We start from the raw sequence: 19,240 nt of genomic DNA on the forward strand, positions 1-19,240 counted from the left end.
GGGTAGGGATCGGCTGGGAGGCGACGGAAAGGCTAGTTGACAAGGCGCCTTCAAGGGATTACCAGGGAAAGGTCGTTGAGGCCATCCTGACGGTGCCCCGGACCCTGAGCGTGAGGGACCTGAAGATGAGGTACGTGGGCAGGCGCATCGCGGTGGAAGTCCACCTCGGCCTCGATCCCGAGATGAACGTGGCCGACAGCCACGACGTGGCCAGGGATGTGAAACGGGTGGTCATGGAGAACGATCAGAGGGTCTTCGACGTGCTGGTGCATGTGGAGCCTGAAGAATCGTCGGGTTCCCCGATCGATTCTTCAGGTTAGAAAACAAAACAGTAACTCGTTCTTACGGCAACGGGGGGCAGATGTCCGAGGAATCCTTAACCCATTTTCACTCCGGGGGCGACGATCTTGTCGTCTCGCTGATCCAGGCCTTCCTGCGGACAGGCGACTATCTCCCGGACCATCCCCAGTCGCAGACGGCGAAGGAGGCCCTCTACGAGGGCTTTGTCCCGTTGGCGAATGTTTCCGGAGACCTGCATTTCTACATCAGGGAAGAGGACGGAGAACCCACGGCCCATGTGGAAGGCCTCGGCGAGTCAGCCGTACGGCTCAAGGAGATCATGCCCCTCGGGATGGTGGACACCTGCATCCCCGGGTTCGTCAACTTTATGGAGCAAAAGGAGCTCATCAGCCTCACCCTCTCTGCGAGAATGGGGCCGGATGAGTTCTCCCGTTTCATCGACCTCATGAGCGACCCGGCCTTCGTCGAAATGGGGGAGACAGAGTCCAAAAAACGGTTTACCGACAGCATAAGGCTCCAACAGATCCGGAACATCTCCTGGATCTTCAACGAGGAACTCATCGGCACCGGCCGGGAGATCCCCTGGCGGGTGAACCTGGCCCTTTCACGCCTCCACAAGGATCTCAGGGTGCTGTCGATCCACGGGAAGATGGAGCACGAAGAGCTCGCCAGGATCAAGGGCCGGATCCTCCATGATGTTACCCGTCCCCTGAGGGAATATGACCAGACTTATGCCTTCCTAATGAATCTGGATCTTGCCGCGACCCGGATCCTTGATGAGGACGGAGCGGAGGATGAACTGCTGTCGGTCATGGAGGAGAAGACCTTTTTCGCAGTCGTTACCCTCCTCATGGACGACGCCTCCGGTAAGGAATCTTGCTTTCGTGAGATCCTGCCGCCCGAAAAGTTCGACCGCCTCCTCGGAAAGGTCTGCGGGAGGCTGATCCGGATCGACACCCGGGAATCCAACGACCGCCTGAGGGTACTTTACGAGGCGGGCGTCCTGTCTCCGGAAAGCCTCACCCCCGAGGTGAGGGAACGGGTCACCCTCCTGCACCTGGTCAGGAGCTTCATCGATTACTCCGACGCCTACCTGACCCATCTGGACGCCGGTGGTTCCATGGAGGAATTTTCCAGGTTCGCAGTTCCACTGGCCAGGATCGTACTCTACCTCATCGAGGGCGGGTGGTACGCTGAGGCGGTCGCCATTACGGGGAGGCTGGCGTCCCGTGCCGCCGAAAACAGTGAGCTGACACACGTCGCGCACCAGGCCCTCGGCGAGATCAGGGAGGGTCCGGCTATCCGGGCGGCGAAGGAAGCCTTTCTCACGGTTCCGAAGGAAGACCGCGTCGAGATCGGCCGTTTCTTCGTTCTCATGGGTGTCTGGGCCATCGGCACCCTCAGGGAGATCATCATTCAGAGCGATGACATCTGGAGGAGAAAACAGGCAGCCGATATCCTCCTCGAGATGGGGCCGGACCCGGCGTCTATCCTCGTCGATATCCTCGATGAGGCCGGGGTGTCCGGCGACACGTTGGCGATGGTCGTCAGGGTTCTGGCGGGGGTAACCTACGAGAACTTCAAGCCGATAGTCGTCCAGGCCGTTGAAAGGAAGGTCGGGGATCCGAGCAGCGATGTGCGAAGGGAAGCGGTCCGTGCCCTGGTCAGCCTGGCGCCCGTGGGCAAGGGGAAGCTTTTCATGAGCGCCTTGAAGGATACCGACCCGGAGGTGCAAAGAGAGGCGGTCAGGGGGTTGGGGTTCGCCGCTGACCCCGGTTTGTTTGATCCACTTCGGGATATCCTCGCCAGGGCCGGCCGGGAAGACGACGGGAAGCTGTGGAGTCTCGCCGCCGCCGCTGTGAGCGCCCTGGGGCATCTGCGTGACGGATGCCCCGGGATCAGCGACGAGATCGACAGCTGCGTCCTCTCTGTGAGCGAGAAAGCGATCCCCCGGAGAGGTTTGAAGAAGCTGAAAAGGCCGGGAGGCGGGTTCCCGTCCGAATTCCTCACGTCCCTGTCCTACACACTCGGGCGGATGGGAGGGGAAGAAGCTGAAAAACAGCTCGAGAGGATGTCACATCTCAAGGATGATGCGGTGGCGAAAAGGGCAAGGGCGGAGCTGGAGAAGCTAAGGGCCGTGAATCGTGATCGGTAATTAGTGATTAGTGCTTAGGGAACCCCCCCGGCTTTGCCTGGGGTACATGACTCTTCCTCTCCCCTCAGGAAAAACTTTCCCCCTCACCCCGGCCCTCTCCCTCGGCGGGGAGAGGGAGAATAAGGAAAGGGCCTATTGGCAGGGGGAGGAAGGGTAAGGAAGTAAGCCTACATGAGGGGAAGAAGAATGGGGAGGGGACTTATTGCCAGGCGATTTCCGGGATGACGAATAAAGTAAACCGCCATACCGACACTTCGACACCCCTTCCCCCCTGCTCCCCCGCTCCTCTGCCCGCCCTCTCGCTCCGCAGCTCAGTCGTCCAGCCGTAAGTTTCCGCGTCCAGTTTTTTCCGCCCTCCGCACCAGGCGAGTTGGTCGAGTCGCACTTCGCACTGACTTTTCCTAGCACTTGTCCTTCCCCTTTGGCCTTTGGACTTTGCACTTTGGACTGTTTTTTACTCCACCCTGATCTTCTCCAGATCCACCATGGGCTGCAGCTGGTACAGGTCCGGGCGCCGGTCGTGGAGGGGACGGACGGTGGCGATGTGCCGCTGCTGGGCCAGGGCCGAGAGGGCCAATTCCGAGACCACCACCGACTCCACGTTGGGGTCGGCCTCTCCCTGGATCCCCTTTTCCGGAAAAGGAAAGTCGCTTGGGGTGATGTGCAGCTTGTCCTGTGTGTAGACGTACCCGCCGCTGGCGGCGTGGCAGCTGATGAGCTGGTAGGTAAAGTACTCCGGAAAGAGGAGGAAATGGCAGTGGGAGGCGGAAGCCGTGTCGACGAAGAACTCAACCGCGTCTTCCATCTGGACCTTTTTCACCTTGTAGCCGGCCTTGAGGTGGGAGTTGAGGGCCTGGTCCTCCAGTTCCCCTTCCACGACCTTCCTGACGTACTGGCCGGCGGTCATCCTGCCGGCGTAACGCCTGTAACCGGGGATACGGCCGTAGGCGATCATCCGCCTCAGGTTGTATCTCTTCATGAGCTTCCTGCGGCGCTCGTAGAGCATTCCGGAAATGCCCAGGCGCTGGTAATCGGGATGGACGGCAAGGTCCGCCCCGTAAAGGGTGTCCCCGAGATAGTTGTGGGTGCTGAAGGTCCCGGCGCCGGTGATCTCGTCCACGGTGTACCAGTAGGTCTCGTCATCGAGGCTGATGATGAGGGAGGTGGCAAATCCCACGATCTTGTTGTCAGCGATGGCCAGGAACTGCCCCTGCGGGAAAACGGCCAGCTGCATATCGTAGAGCCGCTCGCCGTATTCGAACTCCGGAGGGTAGTCCGCGTAGGCGGCCTTGTTGCACTCGATGACTCCGGGTATGTCTTCCTCACGCCAGCGTCGGATCGTTATCTTCGGACGTCTTTTGGCCATGGTAATAAAACCTCGAGTTTAAGTTCGCAAACCGTTAACGGTGATCCGTGGCCTATGATCCAGGCCTGATCGCCTCAGAGAACCAGGTGATGGAATCAGCCCGGGATTGCCTGAGCCGCACCATTTCCGCCGTCGGTTTGATGAACTGCTGGCGAAGACTCCAGGTGTAGGCGCCCTGGTTGGGAAGGAGGAGCAGGTCGCCGGGCTCGATCCCGTCTCCGAAATAGGACCAGCCCCACACGTCATGCGGAGTGCACAAAGACCCGGCGATGAGGCAGGGCCGCTCCACGGCGGAGGGCCGGCTGAGGTTGATGACAGGCACGTAGTCGGATTCGTATCGCTCCCACCCGACGATGTTGGTCCCTGCGTCCGCGATGACAATGTCCCGGGACTTGACGTCCACAACGCGAAGGAGTATGTGCATGGCGCTGTTGGCGATCCACCGGCCGGGTTCGGCATAAACGGTCAGGGGGCAAACGGGGAAGATGTTTTCCCGGAGGGAACGGGCGATCTCCCGCGCGAAGTCATCGATGGGAGCTGCCGGAACGATCCGGCGTCCGGGCAGGAAGCCCGGTGAAAGAGACTCCGTATCCAGCAGCCATTCCCCCTCCTCCGGCCAGTAACCGCCCCCGATATCGATAAACTCCAGGTCACGTGTCAGTCCCCGGTCAAGGTTTCTCAGGACGAGGCCCAGCCTGGCGATGAACCCGGTGTGGGCGTCAGGGGTGAGGTTCCAGCTTGTGTGGAACTGAACGCCCCGCAGCAGCACACGCGGGCTTTGGGCTGCCTTCTTCATGAAGGTCTCGAGTTCGGCCAGGCCCACCCCGAACTTTCTCCAGAGCCCCTCCTCCTGCGTGGTGATCCGCACCCCGGTTCGGACAGGCGCCCCGGAAAAAGAGACGATCCCTGCCAGCCGGTCCAGCTCCCCGGGACTGTCCAGGAGGATGGTGACGGCGTCCCGGTTCTCAAGGGCGAGACCCAGTTCGTCGTCTGTCTTGCCCGGTCCCGAGAACAGGATCCTCCGGCAGCCTGCCGCGAGGGCGTTTTCCAGCTCCAGGCCGCTGGAAACGTCCAGGCCCAGCCCGGCTGCGACCACCCCGGCGGCCATCCAGGGGTGGTTGTTGCACTTCATGGCAAAGAAAGCCTCGAAACCCGGAAGACGTTCCTCGAACGCTCCGACAAATGCCCGGCAACTGGCGCTGAGGGACGCGGGGTCGAAAAGGTAAAGAGGGGTGTTCCGAAGGTCCGCCGCCGCTTTCAGCTCCTCCGCTCGTGCAAGGAACGAAAGGACGAGGTCGCGGACCTCCTTTTCGCAGTGGGGGCCCTGACTGGCGTCACACCCGTGGCCGTCCATTCCCCCGGCCTGTTTCATGATGCCATCTCCACGCGAAGGAGTTTTTCCAGGCGGTCACCCTCCTCCGCAAGGTCATCAGGGTTGGAGGGGCTGAAAATGATGTGGCCAAGCACTCTCGAAAAGTAGTCGCCGGGCGGGAGGGCGACCTTGTGTCCCGGCTCACGGTATAAGGTGATATCCACGACCCCGGGATCCCCGGCAATACGTGAAACATCGATTCTCTCGATCACCCCGGTCTGGCGGGCGAAAATCCTCACTGCCGCGAGAAACCGGAACGATTCCACAGGAGGGAGCACTGGACTCGACCCTTCCGCAAGGTCCAGGGCGAGACAGAGCATGTCCAGCCCACCGCTGGCCCGGATCAGCCAGGGAAGACAGTCCCCTGAAGGGCGCGGGGAAAGCTCGAGGAAGCTGGCGCGCCCGCGGTGGACGATAAAGTCGGCCATGAAGAGACCACTGGTGAGCTCCATGGCGTCGGCCGCTTCAAAGAGCTGCTTCTCCAGGTCCCTCTGGCTGATCCCTGTGTCTCCGTTCGCCGGTACGTAATACAGGTGGGTCGTTCCCGTACCCAGTTCCGGGGCAAGGATCTTGCCGGCTACACGGACGATCTTCACCCGACCGTTCTCGAGGATGAAATCGCAGCTGAACTCGGGACCGGTCAGCCCTTCCTCGGCGACCACATCCTGACGGGGATCGATGCCCTGGCCCTGGTAGTGCCCCAGGTGGTACATCCTTTCGTCAGGGTGCTCGGCCAGCCTGCGGGTAATGATCCTGAAGGCCTTCCGGGCCTCTCCACGGTTCTTACACCAGAAGACGAGTTCGCTCCCGGACCCTGTCAGCGGTTTGAGTACCAGGGGGAAGCCCAGGCGGTCGATGACCGCCTCGAGGTCCTCCGGTTCCCTTGCGGTGAGGACCCGGGGACAAGGGACACCTGAACGCAGCCATGCCCTTTTGGAGTGGAATTTGCTCCTGCTGGTCTTTATGGACGCCTCGGAATGATAGGGGAGAGCCAGTTTGGCGGCCAGGGACGCGGCAAGCGCCAGGGACTCGTCGTCAAAGCAGGTGATCCCGGAAAGTTCCATACCGTGGGTCGTGAGATGCCTTCTCAGCGAAGACAGGGCCTCCTTGCTGTTGCTGAGGTCTGCGGTGACCTCCACTTCCTCCGGGGGGCGCTCGACTCCGGCGTTCCGGCGGACCCTGGCGTCGGTCAGGAACAGGGCCCGTCCGGGATAGCGGCCCTCGATCAATTCGATGTAATCAGGAGTCGTCCCGACGACCAGCACTCTCCCCCGAGTCACGACGATACTCCGTGGGATACCTGCCCTGCCGCTTCAGAAAGGAGGTACAGGGGCCGTTCCGTGAGATGGAACATCTTCTTCCAGTTGAACTCTCCGCAAAGGAAATCGACCTGGCGTATCTGTTCGGCGCAGGCTCTCTCCATGTGGTGGAGGTTGATGAGCTTGGCGATACCGGAGCATTCAGGGTCGGTACCCCCGGCCATGAGGGTGTAAACCTCCTTATGGAGCACACCCACATCGACCGCGGCCGGATAGCCGCCCACCATGGCGGTGGTGACCCTCAGCCACCCGGCTTCGGCGAAGAACCGGACCATGTCGGTAAACCCCCTGCGGAACCTGGGATCCGCGAAATAGGAACTGGTCCCGAATCGGGCCAGGTTCATGGACACCATGAGGTCAAAATCCTCGAAACGGTCCAGGCGCCAGGTTACACCCCTGGTCTGGAGGGTCTCGACTTCCTTCCGGATCCGTTTGAAAGACTTGCCGGAGAAGGCGGCACGATATCCGGCCATGTCGTAACCGTACCTGGGCGGTTCGAAAAGATATCCGGTCTCGTCGACCCGGCTTTCGGCGGGCAGGTTGGCCGAACGGGGCGAGAGGTATCGGATGTGAATGGGTCCGGGAACCGAGGCAAGGAGGCTTTTAGGATCACTGGAAACGATGACATTCTGCTCCAGCCAGGTGCGGCCCCGCCAGGTCTCTCCCGGGAAGAAGGCCCAGTTCCCCTGCTCCTCGATCCAGGACAAGGGAAGGAGACCTGCGGGTTTCCCCCCGGACTCCTCGACGAGAAAAAGGAAGGGACGGCGGAAATGACGGTGGAACGCCATGCGTACTTCCCAGAGGTCCATGACGAACTCGTCGGGCATGAGATCGACCCACAGTTCCCGGGCTTCGCCGAGGTCGCGGACAAATCTGACGTCCACGGCGGTCACCGCCGGAACGTGACGTTCGATTCCACCCGGGACCCTCCAAAGAAACTGCGGGCAAACTCGGCCACAATTTCCGGATCGTAGGGCTTGCAGCTGAAAACGTCGAGGTAGGTGGTATTGGTGAGGTTGGCGAAGTGTGCCGAGATCAGTGAAGTCTCGATGAGCTGGACCATGGAATAGCCGGCCACCTTTTCGTCCTCCCCGAAGTGGATCACCTGCGTCTCACCGAAACGCTTCATTTCGATGAGGTCACACAGTTCGACGACGAAAAGCCGAATAGCCTCAGCGTCCCGGATAGTGTCGGGGTCGCACTCGTAGATGTCTATGGCGGTGGCGATGCCCCACACCTGCTCGGCCGCTGCCTGCTCGGGTACGGTCATTGGTATTGGCTGTGTTCCCAACATTTCACTTTCCTCCATAAAATATGGGATTGTCCTGCAGCCTTGCCGCTTAAAGGGCGTTGGGGCTGATCAACGGTTGATTACCTCGTTAAAAGTCTCTTCGGGCCATTTTGCGAGGCCATCAATGGCTGTCCTCTTCCTGGCGGAGGGCTCCGTTGATGAATCGCGCGAGGCTGCTCACAAGGACCCCCTTCAGTGATTGGATATTTTCGTCCACGTTATCGTCCTCCGAGGCGATGACGGCGAAGGAGTAGTAGCCGGAAAGAAACCCCGCTACCGCGCAGCCGATGCGGCGAAGAAGCGGTTTGCCCAGGCGCTGCCGGACCACCGAGTCCACCAGGCCTTCGATGGACTCGAGGTACTCAAGGAAGGGCAGTTCGAGTCCTGAATAGCCCTCCTTGAGCTTCAGGTCGGCACGACCCTGATAGTAGAGGACGAAATCCTCCCACCTGGAGCTGAAAAAATCGATGTGGGCCTGGATAATGAACTCGAGCAAAGTCGTCAGGTCCGTGGCTGCAAGGCACCGTTCCTCCATGGTCTTGACAAGACCATGGAGGACCTCCCGGATCTGATCGGATATGACCTCGTTCTTGTCCTCGAAATAGTAGTAGAAGGTTCCTTTTGCCAGATCGGCCCGCTGAGTGATGTCTTCGATGGTCGTCAGGTCGATGCCCTTTTCTGCGAACAGTTCCCTGGCAGCCTTGAGGAGGCGGCGCCTTGTCGCACGGGTTTTCCTGGCCTGCCGGGACAGCTTTGCTTCGATCGTTGGTTTGATCTGGTTCATGTCCGAATCCCCTATATTGCTGACCGTATAGTCAAATTTGACCGCATAGTCAATAATTATTTTCAGGGTATAAAATATTTTTTTCGAAGAAAAAAGAGCAACAAAATCAATGGGTAAGCCGAATGCCGAGTGACGAGTGACAAGTGACAGTTTACAGTCGATCACTGATCGGGAAGGCCGGGGAAGGGAAATGCGATGGAAACTTCCGGTATCAGGCTGGTCAGGGCCATCCCGAGCCGGCTGGACGCCCGGACTGAATGGTCGGTGGGGCATGGCGTGTCGTTCGTCATGGTGTTCAGGGAGTACCGGGAGGCCGGAGCGGAGATTTATTGAAGCTAACAGCTAATACTTAAACAGGGGCCGGCCGGCCCCTGAAGTTTTTTATGAGATATGAGATCAGCTCAGCCCCCGAAGACGACCGTTTTACCATTATGTATCAGCACCCTGTTTTCCACGTGCATGGCCACGGCCCGGGCGAGGACCACCTTCTCGATATCCTCGCCCTTGCGTTTGAGGGTCTTCACGTTGTCCCTGTGGGTGACCGGAACGATGTCCTGGTAGATGATGGGGCCCTGGTCGAGATCCTCGGTGACGTAGTGGCTGGTGGCGCCGATGATCTTGACCCCGCGTTTGAACGCCTGAAGGTAGGGGTCGGCACCGATGAAGGCGGGGAGGAAAGAGTGGTGGATGTTGATGATGCTGTTGCGGTAGGCGGTGACGAACCTGGGGGTCAGGATCTGCATGTAGCGGGCCAGGATGACCGTATCCACGTTCTCTTCCTTGAGGATCTCCAGGGCCTGGTCCTCCTGACCACGTTTGTTCTCCTTGTCCACCGGCAGGTGGTGATAAGGGATGTTGTAATAGCCGGCCATGTCCCGCAGTTCGTCGTGGTTGCTGATGATGCAGGGGATGTCCACTTCGATGTGCCTGCTTCGCCAGCGGTACAGAAGGTCAAGAAGGCAGTGTCCCTGTTTTGAGACCATGATGGCGATCCGTTTTTTTCGATCCGAAAAGAAAAGGCGGTGAGCCATCCCGAGCCGCCAGCACACCTTGGAGAACTCGTCGTCTATCTCTTCCCTGGGGATCTCGAATCCTTCCATGTCCCAGCGGATCCTCATGAAGAACATGTCCTCCACCGGATCGGTGTGCTGGTCCAGGTAGACGATGTTGCCGCTGTGGTCGAAGATCCAGTTGGTGATGGTAGCGATGATCCCCTTGGTATCCTTGCCCTGGATCAGTGCCGTTACGGTTGTGGGTGCTTTGCCGTTGTTCGCGCGATCGCTCATGTGGGTGACTCCTCCCGGCTGCCGGCCGGTTCTTTTCATGACAGAAGTGCAGCGCCTTCAGTCAGGCTCCTGTCAGAAGTTCTGACATTTCGCAGTTTAAAGGAGATTCACCAAAGGTCAAGAACCCTGAATCCGGAGGGGACATCCCACCCGGATTCAGCCCCAAAATCGCGATTGATCTGATTTTCGCGATTTTGGGGATAAAAAAACCTTGTTGGTATCGGGCTTCCCGATCTGGTGGACGGTTGTCTTCCTTCCCCTGGAAGCGGAGCCGGTTATCGTCCATCCCAATTCGTGATGCCGCTTTTGTTGACATTGTTTTTGCCGTCGGCGCGGACCTTGATTCGGCTGTTGTGGGGGCTATCCGGGCCATTGCCGTGGACGAGCGGCGTCCCTGTCAGGATGGTCATGTCGCCGAGACGGCGCACAGCATGGAACACGCGAAGAAGGCGTTGCGCCTGATCGCTGCGCGTCGCCCGGTTCAGGGGGATCTGTTCGAGGAGGAGAACCCGAGGTTCCGTTACAAGGTGATCGCCTCAAACCAATCTCGGATTTCGGGTCACCTTTCACTGTTCACTGTTCCCTGTTTATATGCTAACAATTCCTTTTTTGTTTCCCGTATCTACGGCCGGGCTGGAAGCTGTCCCGACAGGAGGAACCTTTGAAAATCACACCGGAACTCGTCGACCACGTCGCCCGTCTCGCCAGGCTGGATATGGAGCCTGAAGAAGCCGCGAAGATGCAGAGCCAGCTGGGTGATATCCTGGGTTACATCGGTCTTCTGGACGAGCTGGACCTGTCCGGTGTACCTCCCACATCCCACGTTATCGATATGGCCAACGTTATGCGGGCCGACGAGGTGCAACCGTCCCTCCCTGTTGAGAAGGGACTGGCAAACGCCCCGGAAAGGGAAGGGACAGCGTTCAGGGTTCCCCGAATTATCGAAGGATAATTCGGGGAACCAGATATCAGATTTCAGTAGGCAGATATCAGACAAAGTCTTTTGTACTTTACTGGCTACTGACGACTGATTACTGATTTCTGCAAAGTTTCACGGAGAGAAACATTTATGACCACCCAACGAATAGCGGCACTGGAAGGACGCATCACAGAGGTCATGCGCCACGTGGCCCGGGAAGAGAACGTCGCGCCCGGGGAGGTGAGAGACCTGCTGGCTTCCGGCAAGGTGTCCATCCCGGCCAATCCTGCCCACACCGCTCTTCAGCCCAGGGGGATCGGCGGCCCCTTCACCGTCAAGGTCAACGCCAACCTCGGTACGAGCCTGGCCTGCAACGACCCTGAGCTGGAGCTGAGGAAACTCAACACGGCCATCGCTGCCGGCGCCGATGCCGTCATGGACCTTTCCACCGGCGGTAACATGGGCGCCCTCCGCAAGGAGATCGTGCGCCGCTCAACCATCCCGGTGGGAACCGTTCCCATTTACGACGCTGCCGTCAGGACCTACGAGAGCAAGGGGGACCCTTCCCTTTTTTCCGCGGATGACCTGTTCGACGCGGTGCGCCGTCACGCCGAGGACGGGGTGGATTTTGTCACGCTCCACTGCGGTGTGACCCGTTCGGCGGTGAAAACGGTGAGGAAATCGGGAAGGGTAACCAGGATCGTCAGCCGGGGAGGATCGCTCCTGGCGGCCTGGATGGAGCGGGAGGGGAAGGAAAACCCCCTCTACGAGCGGTACGACGACCTCCTAGCCATCCTCCGGGAACACGATGTCACCATCAGCCTGGGTGACGGGCTCAGGCCAGGCAGCCTTGCCGACGCCACCGACGCGGCCCAGGTGGAAGAGCTCATCGTCCTTGGGGAGTTGACCCGGCGTGCCTGGGACGCCGGAGTCCAGGTCATCGTGGAGGGGCCGGGACACGTTCCCCTTGATCAGATCCAGGCCAACGTGGTCCTCCAGAAACGGCTCTGCCACGGAGCGCCCTTTTACATCCTCGGTCCCCTTGTCACCGACGTCGGGGCCGGTTACGATCACATCACGGGAGCCATCGGCGGTGCCGTGGCCGGCATGGCCGGCGCCGATTTCCTGTGCTACGTCACCCCGGCCGAGCACCTTTCCCTGCCGGATCCCGACGACGTGAGACGCGGGATCATGGCTTCGAGGATCGCCGCCCACGCGGTGGACATTGCCCGGGGCAACAAGGCGGCCTGGGAGAGGGACCTGGCCATGTCAAGGTGCCGCGCCTCCCTGGACTGGGAGGGGCAGATCAAATACGCCCTGGACCCGGGGGAGGTCCGCCGCCGGATGGGGGACAGGAAGGAACTGGACGAGGAGTGCAGCATGTGCGGAAAATTATGTGCCATGAAAGTCTTCAGCTAGGAGTCTGTCGGACTATCCGTTTCAGACTCCCAGCTAGAATTTCAGTAATCAGTAATCAGTGAGAAGCTATGTTCCAGGCTCTGAACCCAAAACCCAAAACCCAAAACGGGACCGACCATGAAGCTTTACAAAAAAACGATCCATGAACTGCACGAGGACCTGAAAGAAGGTCGGACCACCTCGACGGACATTACCCGGAGCGTGTTCGGCCGCATTGCCCAGGTGGATGACAAGGTCCGCTGCTACATCACCCTCACCGAGGCGGCGGCCATGGAAGCCGCCGACCGGGCCGACGAGCGTTACCGCAAGGGCGATTTCATCGGGCCCCTGGACGGCATCCCCATCGGCCTCAAGGACATCTTCGTTACCGAAGGGGTGAAGACCACCGCCGGCTCGAAGATCCTGGAAAACTTTATCGCGCCCTACGACGGGACGCCCTCCCGCAGGCTCAAGGAGGCCGGGGCCGTCATCACCGGAAAGCTCAACATGGACGAGTTCGCCATGGGATCGTCCAACGAGAACTCCGGTTTTTTCCCCACCCGCAACCCGTGGGACACGGATTGCGTTCCTGGAGGATCTTCGGGCGGTTCGGCCGCCGCCGTGGCCGCCGGCGAGGCCATAGGGACCCTGGGCACCGACACGGGCGGGTCCATCCGCCAGCCAGCCTCCCACTGCGGCGTGGTGGGGCTCAAGCCCACATACGGGCGGGTGAGCCGTTACGGGGTCATCGCCTTCGCCTCGTCCCTGGACCAGGTGGGGCCCCTTACCCGGGACGTCATCGACTGCGCCATTCTACTGGGCGCTGTCGCCGGCAACGATCCGGCCGACAGCACCTCGGCCGACCTTCCCGTGCCCGATTACGCGGCCCTTCTCACCGGTGACGTGGGGGGGATGAGTATCGGACTTCCCGACGAGTATTTCGGGGAGGGGCTCGACCCGGAGGTCGAGGAACTGGTGCGCAGGGCCGCTGCGGACCTTCAGGCGAGGGGAGCGAAACTGGTCCCGGTGTCCCTGCCCAGCACGAAGTACGCCGTGGCCACTTACTATATTATCGCCCCGGCTGAAGCGTCCTCCAACCTGGCCCGCTACGACGGGGTCCGGTACGGGGCCCGGGTTCCGGATACGAAGGGGCTCATCGAAATGTACCGCAAGACCCGGAGCCGGGGGTTCGGCCCCGAGGTCAAACGGCGCATCATGCTCGGGACCTTCGCCCTTTCCGCCGGTTACTATGACGCCTACTACGGGAAGGCCCAGAGGGTCCGGACCATGATCCGCAGGGAGATGGACGAGGCGTTCGCGAAGGCCGACGTCCTCCTCTCACCCACCGCCCCCGGTCCTGCGTTCCCCATGGGGGACAGGGTGGACAACCCCCTCCAGATGTACCTTTCGGACGTGTTCACCATTCCCGTGAACATCGCCGGCGTGGCCGGGATGTCGGTCCCGTGCGGCGTCACGAAGGCAGGGCTTCCAGTGGGTGTCCAGCTCATCGGCCCGGCCTTCCGGGAAGAGGTGCTCCTCAATGTGGCCTATGCGTATGAACTTCAAAGAGGACAGCTTGATGAATGTCCTCTTTGAGAACTAGCGAATTAAGTATCAGGAACTAAGGTATTGCTTGAAACTTAGCTCATAGCGGTTAGCACATAGCTCTGAAACATGTTGAGGGGAATTGCCGGAGTGTCCACTGTAAGTACCTGGACCTGGACCAGGACTACGACCAGGACCACGACCAGGTCTACGACCAGGTCTACGACCAGGACTACGACCAGGACTACGACCAGGACCACGACCAGGTCTACGACTATTTGGAGTGCTTCATGAAATACGAAACAGTCATCGGTCTCGAGGTCCACGCGCAGCTGAAGACCACCAGCAAGATCTTCTGCGGTTGCAGCACCGAGTTTGGGAAGGCGCCCAACGCCAACACCTGCCCGGTGTGCCTGGGTTTGCCGGGTGTTCTCCCGGTACTCAATCGGAAAGTCGTAGACTTTGCCATCATGATGGGCCTCGCCACCAATTGCCGCATCGCGGCCGAGAGCGTCTTCGCCCGGAAGAACTATTTCTACCCGGACCTGCCCAAGGGGTACCAGATCAGCCAGTTCGAAAAGCCCCTTTGCGAGGAGGGGTGGGTGGACATCCGGCTGGACGGGGATGTGAAAAGGATCGGCATCACCCGGATCCACATGGAGGAGGACGCCGGCAAGCTGGTCCACGAGGGGGCTTTCGACTCGTCCAACGCCAGCTTCGTGGATCTGAACCGGGCCTGCGTGCCCCTCATGGAGATCGTGAGCGAACCCGATATGCGTTCCCCTGAGGAGGCCCGGGCCTACATGCAGACCCTGCGGGATGCCGTGGTGTACCTTGGGATCTGCGACGGCAACATGGAAGAGGGAAGCCTTCGCTGCGACGCCAACGTTTCGGTGATGCCGGTGGGTTCCGACACCTTCGGTACCCGGGCGGAGATCAAGAACATGAACTCCTTCCGGTTTCTGCAGCAGGCCCTCGAGTACGAGGTCGAGCGGCAGATCGATCTTATCGAAAGCGGCGGCCATGTGGTCCAGGAAACCCGGCTTTTCGATTCCGACAAGGGGGTCACCATCTCCATGCGGGGCAAGGAGGAGGCGCACGATTACCGTTACTTCCCCGAACCTGACCTTGTCCCCATCCGTATCGACAAGGATTGGGTCGCGCGGATCGGGGAAGATCTGCCCGAACTGAGGGATCAGAAAATGCAGCGCTACGTCAGCGAGATAGGAATCCCGGAGTACGACGCCCAGGTACTTACCGCCGATGTGGCGACAGCCTGTTTTTTCGAGGGAACGGTGGACGCCGGTGCCGACGCCAAGAAGGCCAGCAACTGGGTCATGGGGGAGTACACTCGCCTGGTCAAGGAAAAGGGCGTTGAGACGGCAATGGTCAGCCCCGGGCAGCTTGCCGCCATCATCGGCTTCGTGGACAACGGGACCATCTCCGGTTCGGGCGCCAAGCAGCTCTTTGAGGAGGTCTTCACCACGGGTGCCGACCCGAAAGCCGTGGTCGAGGCAAAGGGACTAGCCCAGGTCTCCGACGCGGGGGCCATCGAGGAGGAGGTCAAAAAGATCCTCGACGCCAACCCCGACCAGGTCCGGCAGTTTAAAGACGGCAACGAGAAGGTCCTGGGCTTTTTCGTGGGCCAGGTGATGAAGGCGAGCGGGGGGAAGGCTAATCCGCGAGTCGTAAATGAAATTCTGAGGAAGTTGCTTGCCGAATAGTCCGTGAACCGTGAACCGAAAAGACTCAGCCGGAGCGATGCTCCTGTTTTTTTGTTTCTGTAAAAGCGGCAAGAGCCTTAACGCAGGGGACGCAGAGCAGCCGCAAAAAGACTGCACCGCAGGGTGACGCAGGGAAAACCTTAAGACCGGGGGAGATCTCTGGCGTGTGCCGTCAAAGCCTGAAGAGCATTCACCGCGGAGGACACGGAGAAGAGCGAAGGTAAGGATCTTTCTTCGCGCTTTGTTCTTTGCGCTTCGCGCCAGGGTTCAGGGTAAGGCGCTATTCCTGTAACGGCGGTTAAATCTGTCTCACGCAGAGAACGCGGAGCGCAGAGGAAACAAAAGGAAGTCATTGCGAACCATAAAACAGGTGAAGCAATCTCGGGACTTGCGGCACAAAACCTGAAACCGGACTAAGGTTCTTCTGCTACCATTGCTATAACTATAACCATTACTAATCACTGCACATATTCGTGTGCAATAATAAGCAGTTGAAAAACCACTGCGGAATGCTGTAGAATCCTCATTGTTCCAGGGGATCAGGTGGGGGCAAACATCATCTTGGGGATATCATCATTGAGTGCAAGCGTAGCCGCCTTTCCGGTTTCGGGAGGGCGGTTTTTTGGTTGAGAAGGTAAGAAGGTGGGGCACGACTCTAAGGTTGGTCGCTTTTCCAGGGAGGGGAGTTCGAGATGAAAAGAGCTCTTTTCATGGTGGTGGTCGTGGCTGCGGTTGCTTTTCATGTACCGGCAGGGGCCGAGGTAGTTACGGGGACCGACTTGCTTATGCCGCCTGTGGAGTGCGGCGCCTATGGAAGTGTCTGCGATTCGGTCGATTGTGTGCCCGACTTGACGAGCTGTATCGAGTGCCACGTGCCTGATTCCGCCCGGAGAGATCTGGGCATCGCCGCGATGAGCTAGTCCGTCCCCCTGGCCGAGAGCGCCACCACAAGCGTTGTGTTCCCACATCCCAGCGGGAAGTTCACGGTCCAATATCCTGACAGCCCTGTCCCTGTAGGTCAGGGTTTTACCAATCACGTATCCATGAACGGATATATCCTGCGGTATCAGTATACCTTCACAAATGAAACGACAGGCGCCAGGGAAACCTACGACAGCTGGCCGTGGCATGAACTGAACAAGCAATATTATCATTCCCACACCTATGACACGGCGGGATCATACCGGTTTGACATCCGCGTTCTTTATTGTGCCGACAACAGGGAAACCTGCGCCTCCGGCTGGGCGGTCCAAAACTATTCCTGGAACGTGACGGTGGAGGAGGTTCAGGAAGAAGAATCATCAGTCGTTTATATAATCATCGATGGACTGCGTTGGGACAAGTTCTGGGCATCTATGTCCGGTTCTACGGCGGCTTCCACAGACCCAATGGGATACTTTGTGGAGATTTTTGGGGAAGATTTGGGTGGTTCGAAGCTGATTAACAGGACGCACTCCATCTTCCCATCCATCACCTACGCAGCCAATGCCTCCCTGGTTACCGGGGTCGATCCCTTCCAACATGAGATCTTAGGAAATAAATATTTCGACCGCTACGCGGATGACGGAAACGAAGGACTCGAGGTAAAGTTCACTTCTCTGTTCACGACCATAGATACATACGCTTTTGGATACGCCAACAATCTCCTGAATGCCCCCACCATTTACGATATTTGTCTTGAGCCCAGCATTGTCAGTTTCCACATGTACAGCAATGGTAGTACGAGCTGGGTCAGGTATCAGAACGGACTGGAATTGGGGAAATACCTAACAGACACACCAGGGTACGACAAGGACGCAGTGACAATGCTCCTGGCCGGACTGGACGGTTTTGAAAAGACCCGTGGGCGGCTACCCAAGATCGTCACCTTCTATCTCCCGGGACTCGACCACCACTCCCACCTGCATAAGGTCGCCACGCAGGAGGACTACCTGAAGGTCCACCTCAACCCCGTTTTCGATATATTGCTGAACGGTTACGACGAGGACGGCACCCATATCCGTGGCCTAAAGGAATATTATGGCAGTCTGGAGCCGTTCTACTTCGTCTTGGTGGCCGACCATGGGCAGACGGACATCGTGAAACGACTCACCAGCAGTAGAATCCACCTGTCTCTGGTCAATGCCCTCGGTGGTTTGCCTGAATACAGCCAGCAACTGCAGGATGGAACACTCGACCAATATTTCAAGATAGAGATCAACGACGGAATGACCCATATCTACATTCGGCGGCCTGGTGAGAACTGGTATCGAAATCTGGGAAGATGGGATGACGCCGGCAGGCGCTTGCTGACCGAGATCACCACGAACTTAATGAACCAGAATCAACTGGCAGAAGGTGTCGACATCGCCCTCGTGCTGCTGAATGATGCCTATCAGGTCTATACAGGTAACGACTCCCGGTTCGCAGGAACGACAACCGCCTTGACTGAATACTTCGAGGCGGTGGGCGATTCAGACAAGTACTGGAAACCAGTGGAGAGGATTCAGGGACTTATGGGACCCTTTACAACGAGCGGTGATATCATCCTAACCGCCAATTACGAGGACAATTACACTTTTATCGAGTCAAGTACTATTCCTGACTGGATAAATCCCTGGGACAACAAGGCTGTTCACGGGAACCTCATCAGGAAGGAGACAGATACTCATGTGCCGCTCGTAGTGACTGGTAAGGATATCGGCTCCGGATCCGTCCTCAGTCGGCAAGGAATCCTGGATGCTCCCTGCCTGGTGGCTCAGCTGGCCGGTTATCCCCTACCGGGACTCACATGTCCCGATCTGGATTACGATTTGAATAACATCGTTTTCACCGGGCACAGCCCCATTGACCTGGCCGTCACCGATCCACTGGACAGAACTGTGAACAAGGGTGTTAACGAGATACCCGGTGCGGCCTATCTGGAAGAGGACGTGGACGGCGATGGGCTCGTGGAGGACAGAATCATCATCCCCAGGCCTGTTGATGGAGACTTTACGGTGCAAGTGTCTACAGATGGGACCTCCCAACCCGGAGACACCTACAGCCTGGAGGTCAGCAACAAGGGAACAATAGGCTGGTTGGCCCAGAATACTCCCGTACCGGAATCGGTTCCCCATTATTATCAAGAAACTTCATCCAACCTTCCTCCAGAGTTATACAGCAGTGGGGGAAAAAGAGCCGAGGTAGGAGTTGGATACTCCTACAGGATGCTGGCCGACGATCCTGAGGGTGAGCCTCTCACCTACACTGCGGTATCGCTTGCGGAGGGAATGTCTTTTGACGAAACCACTGGAGAGGTGGCTTGGATGCCGATGATCGACCAACTCGGGGACCACCTTGTCGAACTCTCCGTGAGCGATCCTGATGGAGGCACTACCTCCGAAGTCTTCGACGTGAGTGTCTATCTGGCTAAGCCGGTGGCACCCGAGGCGACATATGACTGCGATCGCGTCTCTGTTGCGTGGGATCCCCTACCCGGTGCTGTGAGCTACAGGGTCCAGAGGATTTATATGGGTGAACCCGAGCCTTTCGATGTCTACACGCCGGTGAACTTCTACGAAGATCAGTCTTTCCCCTTCGCCACAACGTTAGGGTATTACATCTACGCGGTGGATTCCCTTGGTCGCGAGGGTGGGCAGGAAACCATCGCGACTGTGACCACAGGATATGATTTCGACGGCGATGATGTCGGAGATGACTGCGACAACTGCCCCCAGGATATTAACCCGGATCAAGTCGACGTGGATATAGACGGACGGGGAGACATTTGCGACCCTTGCGACGACAGACCCCTCCAGGG

Annotated in this window: 16 protein-coding genes and 1 pseudogene; 9 read left to right on the top strand and 8 right to left on the bottom strand. The window is 58.8% G+C overall.

Translation table 11 applies throughout. The features are described 5' to 3' along the window. The coding region (locus P1S46_06390; protein ID MDF1536120.1) for a cation transporter dimerization domain-containing protein at positions 1-320 on the top strand (320 nt) is incomplete at its 5' end. A gap of 41 nt (positions 321-361) precedes the next feature. Next, positions 362-2,455 carry a HEAT repeat domain-containing protein gene (locus P1S46_06395; GenBank protein MDF1536121.1) on the top strand — a complete coding sequence of 698 codons (2,094 nt, stop codon included), beginning with the start codon at positions 362-364 and terminating at the stop codon, positions 2,453-2,455. Positions 2,456-2,909: 454 nt separating this feature from the next. Here the strand turns inward: P1S46_06395 and P1S46_06400 are convergent, their stop codons facing one another. From P1S46_06400 to P1S46_06425, 6 genes and pseudogenes are all read right to left on the bottom strand, one after another. Beyond that, positions 2,910-3,821 carry a GNAT family N-acetyltransferase gene (locus P1S46_06400; GenBank protein ID MDF1536122.1) on the bottom strand — a complete coding sequence of 304 codons (912 nt, stop codon included), beginning with the start codon at positions 3,819-3,821 and terminating at the stop codon, positions 2,910-2,912. A gap of 52 nt (positions 3,822-3,873) precedes the next feature. After that, a complete protein-coding gene (locus P1S46_06405) occupies positions 3,874-5,193 on the bottom strand; it encodes a decarboxylase (protein ID MDF1536123.1) in 1,320 nt (439 codons plus the stop codon). After that, positions 5,190-6,473: an ATP-grasp domain-containing protein gene (locus tag P1S46_06410; protein ID MDF1536124.1), complete on the bottom strand. Its 1,284-nt coding sequence runs from the start codon at positions 6,471-6,473 to the stop codon at positions 5,190-5,192. The genes P1S46_06405 and P1S46_06410 overlap by 4 nt, the downstream gene beginning before the upstream one ends. Beyond that, on the bottom strand, positions 6,470-7,396 hold the full coding sequence (locus P1S46_06415) for a GNAT family N-acetyltransferase (protein MDF1536125.1): 927 nt from the start codon (positions 7,394-7,396) through the stop codon (positions 6,470-6,472). The genes P1S46_06410 and P1S46_06415 overlap by 4 nt, the downstream gene beginning before the upstream one ends. Positions 7,397-7,401: 5 nt before the next feature. After that, positions 7,402-7,746: pseudogene (locus P1S46_06420) on the bottom strand (S-adenosylmethionine decarboxylase). Positions 7,747-7,924: 178 nt separating this feature from the next. Further along, positions 7,925-8,587, bottom strand: a complete 663-nt coding sequence (locus P1S46_06425) for a TetR/AcrR family transcriptional regulator (GenBank protein ID MDF1536126.1) — start codon at positions 8,585-8,587, stop codon at positions 7,925-7,927. A 195-nt stretch (positions 8,588-8,782) separates the two neighbouring features. On the opposite strand from P1S46_06425, the gene P1S46_06430 reads away from it, so the two are divergent. Further along, positions 8,783-8,920, top strand: a complete 138-nt coding sequence (locus tag P1S46_06430; protein ID MDF1536127.1) for a hypothetical protein — start codon at positions 8,783-8,785, stop codon at positions 8,918-8,920. 68 nt (positions 8,921-8,988) lie between these two features. Here P1S46_06430 and purU read toward each other — a convergent pair whose 3' ends face one another. Continuing rightward, positions 8,989-9,873: a formyltetrahydrofolate deformylase gene (gene purU, locus P1S46_06435; GenBank protein MDF1536128.1), complete on the bottom strand. Its 885-nt coding sequence runs from the start codon at positions 9,871-9,873 to the stop codon at positions 8,989-8,991. Between the two features lie 661 nt (positions 9,874-10,534). On the opposite strand from purU, the gene gatC reads away from it, so the two are divergent. The 3 genes from gatC to gatA all read left to right on the top strand — a co-directional run bounded on the left by gatC (position 10,535) and on the right by gatA (position 13,786). After that, positions 10,535-10,825: an Asp-tRNA(Asn)/Glu-tRNA(Gln) amidotransferase subunit GatC gene (gatC, locus tag P1S46_06440; GenBank protein ID MDF1536129.1), complete on the top strand. Its 291-nt coding sequence runs from the start codon at positions 10,535-10,537 to the stop codon at positions 10,823-10,825. Positions 10,826-10,942: 117 nt separating this feature from the next. Next, complete coding sequence (gene thiC / locus P1S46_06445; GenBank protein MDF1536130.1) at positions 10,943-12,211, top strand: phosphomethylpyrimidine synthase ThiC; 1,269 nt, start codon at positions 10,943-10,945, stop codon at positions 12,209-12,211. 117 nt (positions 12,212-12,328) lie between these two features. Next, a complete protein-coding gene (gatA, locus tag P1S46_06450; GenBank protein ID MDF1536131.1) occupies positions 12,329-13,786 on the top strand; it encodes an Asp-tRNA(Asn)/Glu-tRNA(Gln) amidotransferase subunit GatA in 1,458 nt (485 codons plus the stop codon). 44 nt (positions 13,787-13,830) lie between these two features. Here the strand turns inward: gatA and P1S46_06455 are convergent, their stop codons facing one another. Next, positions 13,831-13,995: a hypothetical protein gene (locus P1S46_06455; protein MDF1536132.1), complete on the bottom strand. Its 165-nt coding sequence runs from the start codon at positions 13,993-13,995 to the stop codon at positions 13,831-13,833. Positions 13,996-14,025: 30 nt separating this feature from the next. On the opposite strand from P1S46_06455, the gene gatB reads away from it, so the two are divergent. The 3 genes from gatB to P1S46_06470 form a co-directional block, all read left to right on the top strand. Then, complete coding sequence (gene gatB / locus P1S46_06460; GenBank protein MDF1536133.1) at positions 14,026-15,459, top strand: Asp-tRNA(Asn)/Glu-tRNA(Gln) amidotransferase subunit GatB; 1,434 nt, start codon at positions 14,026-14,028, stop codon at positions 15,457-15,459. 692 nt (positions 15,460-16,151) lie between these two features. Then, the gene (locus P1S46_06465; protein ID MDF1536134.1) at positions 16,152-16,379 is read left to right on the top strand and encodes a hypothetical protein; all 228 of its coding nucleotides are present in this window, start codon (positions 16,152-16,154) and stop codon (positions 16,377-16,379) included. Positions 16,380-16,502: 123 nt separating this feature from the next. Next, positions 16,503-19,240: alkaline phosphatase family protein (locus tag P1S46_06470; protein ID MDF1536135.1), on the top strand; the 2,738-nt coding region annotated here is incomplete at its 3' end.

The organism is bacterium (genome assembly GCA_029210545.1).
In the GTDB taxonomy this organism is placed as follows: Bacteria; BMS3Abin14; BMS3Abin14; order BMS3Abin14; family BMS3Abin14; genus JARGFV01.

Bases quoted from the DNA above. Each gene is read 5' to 3' on its own strand.
- thiC (MDF1536130.1), top strand. From the start codon at position 10,943: ATGACCACCCAACGAATAGCGGCACTGGAAGGACGCATCACAGAGGTC.
- purU (MDF1536128.1), bottom strand. From the start codon at position 9,873: ATGAGCGATCGCGCGAACAACGGCAAAGCACCCACAACCGTAACGGCA.
- P1S46_06395 (MDF1536121.1), top strand. From the start codon at position 362: ATGTCCGAGGAATCCTTAACCCATTTTCACTCCGGGGGCGACGATCTT.
- gatB (MDF1536133.1), top strand. From the start codon at position 14,026: ATGAAATACGAAACAGTCATCGGTCTCGAGGTCCACGCGCAGCTGAAG.
- P1S46_06465 (MDF1536134.1), top strand. From the start codon at position 16,152: ATGAAAAGAGCTCTTTTCATGGTGGTGGTCGTGGCTGCGGTTGCTTTT.
- P1S46_06430 (MDF1536127.1), top strand. From the start codon at position 8,783: ATGGAAACTTCCGGTATCAGGCTGGTCAGGGCCATCCCGAGCCGGCTG.
- gatA (MDF1536131.1), top strand. From the start codon at position 12,329: ATGAAGCTTTACAAAAAAACGATCCATGAACTGCACGAGGACCTGAAA.
- P1S46_06425 (MDF1536126.1), bottom strand. From the start codon at position 8,587: ATGAACCAGATCAAACCAACGATCGAAGCAAAGCTGTCCCGGCAGGCC.
- P1S46_06400 (MDF1536122.1), bottom strand. From the start codon at position 3,821: ATGGCCAAAAGACGTCCGAAGATAACGATCCGACGCTGGCGTGAGGAA.
- P1S46_06405 (MDF1536123.1), bottom strand. From the start codon at position 5,193: ATGAAACAGGCCGGGGGAATGGACGGCCACGGGTGTGACGCCAGTCAG.